The organism is Rhodococcus chondri (assembly GCF_036327435.1).
Classification (GTDB): Bacteria; Actinomycetota; Actinomycetes; order Mycobacteriales; family Mycobacteriaceae; genus Rhodococcus; species Rhodococcus chondri.
In genome coordinates this window covers 1-3,673 of record NZ_JAUZMZ010000284.1, presented here as the reverse complement: position 1 = coordinate 3,673, position 3,673 = coordinate 1, and the positions used below count along the sequence as shown (strand labels likewise).

The 3,673-nt window shown below is 70.7% G+C and carries 3 protein-coding genes and 1 pseudogene; 3 read left to right on the top strand and 1 reads right to left on the bottom strand.

Annotated features, from left to right (window positions below; all coding sequences use genetic code 11):
- Positions 1-853: AAA family ATPase (locus Q8814_RS25010; RefSeq protein WP_330154654.1), on the top strand; the 853-nt coding region annotated here is incomplete at its 5' end.
- A gap of 57 nt (positions 854-910) precedes the next feature.
- Complete coding sequence (locus tag Q8814_RS25005; RefSeq protein WP_330154653.1) at positions 911-1,846, top strand: vWA domain-containing protein; 936 nt, start codon at positions 911-913, stop codon at positions 1,844-1,846.
- A gap of 254 nt (positions 1,847-2,100) precedes the next feature.
- On the opposite strand, the gene Q8814_RS25000 is transcribed toward Q8814_RS25005, so the two are convergent.
- On the bottom strand, positions 2,101-3,231 hold the full coding sequence (locus Q8814_RS25000) for a M24 family metallopeptidase (RefSeq protein ID WP_330154652.1): 1,131 nt from the start codon (positions 3,229-3,231) through the stop codon (positions 2,101-2,103).
- 34 nt (positions 3,232-3,265) lie between these two features.
- On the opposite strand from Q8814_RS25000, the pseudogene Q8814_RS24995 reads away from it, so the two are divergent.
- Positions 3,266-3,673, top strand: a pseudogene (locus Q8814_RS24995) (flap endonuclease); the annotation flags it as partial.

Genomic DNA, 3,673 nt, shown 5'->3' with positions numbered 1-3,673 from the left:
GCTCGCCACCGTCGCCGCGGGACGCGACGTGCTGCTGGAAGGTCCGCCGGGGACGTCCAAATCGACGATGCTCCGGTCCATCACCTCCGAATGGGGCATCCCCTTCGTGTTCGTCGAGGGGAACGCCGACCTGACGCCGACACAGCTGGTCGGCCACCACAATCCGTCGCGAGTGCTTCGGGAAGACTACTCGGCCGGGAACTTCGTCGCCGGTCCCCTCGTCGAAGCGATGCGCACCGGCGGTTTCCTCTACATCGAGGAACTCAACCGTGCGCCCGAGGACACACTCAATACCCTGCTCACGGCAATGGCCGAGCGGCGGATCGCGGTGCCGCGTGTCGGGGTGGTCGAGGCGCTGCCCACGTTCAGGATCGTCGCATCGATGAACCCGTTCGACAATGTCGGCACCATCCGGCTTCCCGACTCGGTGCACGACCGGCTGTGCCGCATCGCCATCGGCTACCAGGACGCCGAGGCGGAACGCGGAATCGTCGTGCAACGCACCGGAATCGAGTCTGCCCGTCTAGTAGCGGACGCCGTCGCCCTCACCCGGGCGACCCGGGAACGTGACGACGTCCGTCAGGGCAGCAGCGTCCGAGGCGCCATCGACCTGACCGTGATCGCGACGCAACTGGCCACGTTGCGTGACGTAGCGCTGCCCGAAGCGCCGGCACTCACTCCACCGCGCGACCTACCCGCGGACTACACCGGTGTGGTGCTCGATGCCCTGCTCGTCGCGCTATCGGGACGCATCCACGTCGACGAGACACTGGCAGCGACGCCGGAGGCAGTGCTCCATGAGGTATGGGAAGACCACTTCCTGCTCAATCCATCTGCGGCCAAACCCGGTTGAAGAGCCGTCGAGGCGGATTCCCCGCTGACCCGCCGGCAATCCCCGGGAGTGCGGCGTATGAAACCGCTGCGACGGCGGCCGAAACAACTCGACGAAGAACCGACGGTGTACCGGCCTTCCAGTGGCTCCGGGCGCGCCCTGGTGCTGGTCGACGCAGAACGGACTCGTGGACGGGCCGGACCGGCCGAACTCCCCGACTCCCCCACCAGTGGTGACACCGGGGAAACCGGGGAGGTGATCGCCCTCGAGGAGTTCGACGAGTCCGCCGCAGACCTGCTCACGCGACGCCGCTCCCACGACATCGCGCGCCGTCTTGCGCTCGCGCCGCCCCCGCGCGACAGGCGTGCTCGGCGCGGCGTCGGGGACCTGACGAGCGTTCGCTGGTGGGGAGGTTCCTCCGAGATGGACCTCGACGCGACGGTGCGGGCTATCGCGGGAAAGCCGTTCCCCGAAGACGACGACATCGTCGTGCGCGAACGCGTGCGCGCACGACGGTCGGTGGTGCTTGCCATCGATGTCTCCGGGTCGATGAAAGGCGAGCGGATCCGCACTGCCGCCGCTGCTGTCGGCGCGCTGACGGGTGCACTGCAGCGTGATCGGCTCGCGGTGATCGCGTTCTGGTCGGACGCGGCAGTGCTCTCCCCACTGGGGCGACGCCTCGACCCGAACGCAATGCTCGACCTGCTGCTCCGGGTGCCCGCACGAGGACTGACCAATGTGGCCTTTGCCCTGCAGGTTTGCCGAAAAGAACTGGGCAACACTCCGTTCCGTGAGGGAAGGGTGCTCCTGCTCAGCGACTGTGTTCACAACGCCGGTCCCGACCCGCGGACGATTGCGACCACGCTGCCGCGATTGGACGTGTTGCTCGACGTCAGCGGAGAGAAGGATCCCGACCTGGGGCGCGACCTCGCACACCTCGGTCGCGGGAAGTGCCGGACGATCCGCTCCTACCGCGACGTGCCGGACGCATTGCGGAGCGTATTCACGGTCTGACGCGATCGCTCGCGCGGCGTCGTTACCACGCGTCGTCCGTGACCGGTCTGCAAGCGGAGGACGGGAACCGCCCCTGCGTCGCGTCGGCATCAGCAGCAACGTGTCCCTCGACGGCCACTACGATGGGCCCGGCCGAGAGGTCACGGCACGTGAACTTGCCCAGCCCTGGCCCGCAGCGACAAGGTCGTCGTCTCCGAGCGCCACGCGCCGGGCCGACCCCCCCTCGGACAACGCGTTGCTGCGCTACGCGCCGGTCAGCCGGGCAGCACGGTCAGCTCGTGCGGGCGCCGATTGACCGATTCGCAGCCGTCGGCGGTGACCACCACGATGTCCTCGATGCGGGCACCCCACTCGCCGCGGAAGTAGATGCCCGGTTCGATGCTGAACGCCATGCCCGGCCGCAACGGTTCGGTGTTGCCGCCCACGATGTACGGCTCCTCGTGCACCGACAATCCGATGCCGTGCCCGGTCCGGTGCACGAACGCCTCGGCGAGCCCCTCCGCGGCCAGCAGGTCGCGGGCCGCGGCATCGACGTCCTCGGCGCGCACCCCCGGGGCCACCGCCGCCACCGCGGCCTGCTGCGCGGCCTCGAGCACCGCGATCCGCGCGGCGACCGCCGGGTCGGGGTCGCCGATGCTGTAGGTGCGGGTCGAATCGGAGTTGTAGCCGGGTTCGACCGGGCCGCCGATGTCGATCACCACGATGTCGCCGCGGGCGATCACCCGGTCGGACACCTCGTGGTGCGGGTCGGCGCCGTGCGGACCGGACCCCACGATCACGAACGCCGCCTCGGTGTGCCCCTCGGCGAGGATCGCGGCGGTGATGTCCGCGGCCACCTGCGCTTCGGTGCGGCCCGGGCGCAGCCACTCCCCCATCCGGGCGTGCACCCGGTCGATGGCGGCGCCCGCGCGGCGCAACGCCTCGATCTCGTCGGCGTCCTTGATCATGCGCAGTTGCCGGATCACCTCGGTGGCCAGCACCGGCACGGCCCCGAACTTCGCGGCGAGCGGCACCAGGTGCAGCGCCGGCATCGCCTCGGCCACCGCGATGTGCCCGCTGCCCGGCACCAGATCGGCCACCAGCGCGTACGGGTTCTGCCCGTCCACCCAGTCGTGCACCGGCACACCCAGTTCGGCGACGGCCGAGTCGCGCAGCGCCGCGAGCTCGAGCCGCGGCACCACCACCGTCGCGGCGGATCCGTCGGTGGGCACCACCAGGCAGGTTAGCCGCTCGAACGATTCGGCGCGCGACCCCAGCAGGTACCGCAGGTCGGGGCCGGGAGTGATCAGCAACGCGTCGAGTCCGGCGGCGGCGCCGAGACCGGCGGCGTGCGTGAGGCGTTCACCGTAGCGGGCGGCGGGGAAGCGGGAGGCGGCAGGGCTCATGGACCCAGCGTAGTGGGCGGCCCGGGATGGCAGGATGTGGTCCGTGACCGCACCCGAGACGCCACCGAATTCGTTGATGTTGCTCGACGCCGCCAGCCTGTGGTTCCGCGCATTCCACGCGCTGCCCGAATCGATCACCTCGCCGGACGGCCGGCCGGTCAACGCCATCCGCGGTTTCGTCGACAGGGTGGCCTCGCTGCTCCGCCGGCACCGCCCCACCCGGATGGTGGTGTGCCTGGATCTGGACTGGCGACCGGCGTACCGGGTCGCGGCGGTGCCCACCTCCAACCCGCATCGGGTCGCCGCCGGGTCCGACGGCACCGTCGAGGAGGTCCCGCCCGCCCTGACCCCGCAGGTGCCGCCGATCCTCGACCTGCTCGCCGCGGCCGGCATCGCCACCGGCGGCGCCGCCGGATTCGAGGCCGACGACGTGCTCGGCACC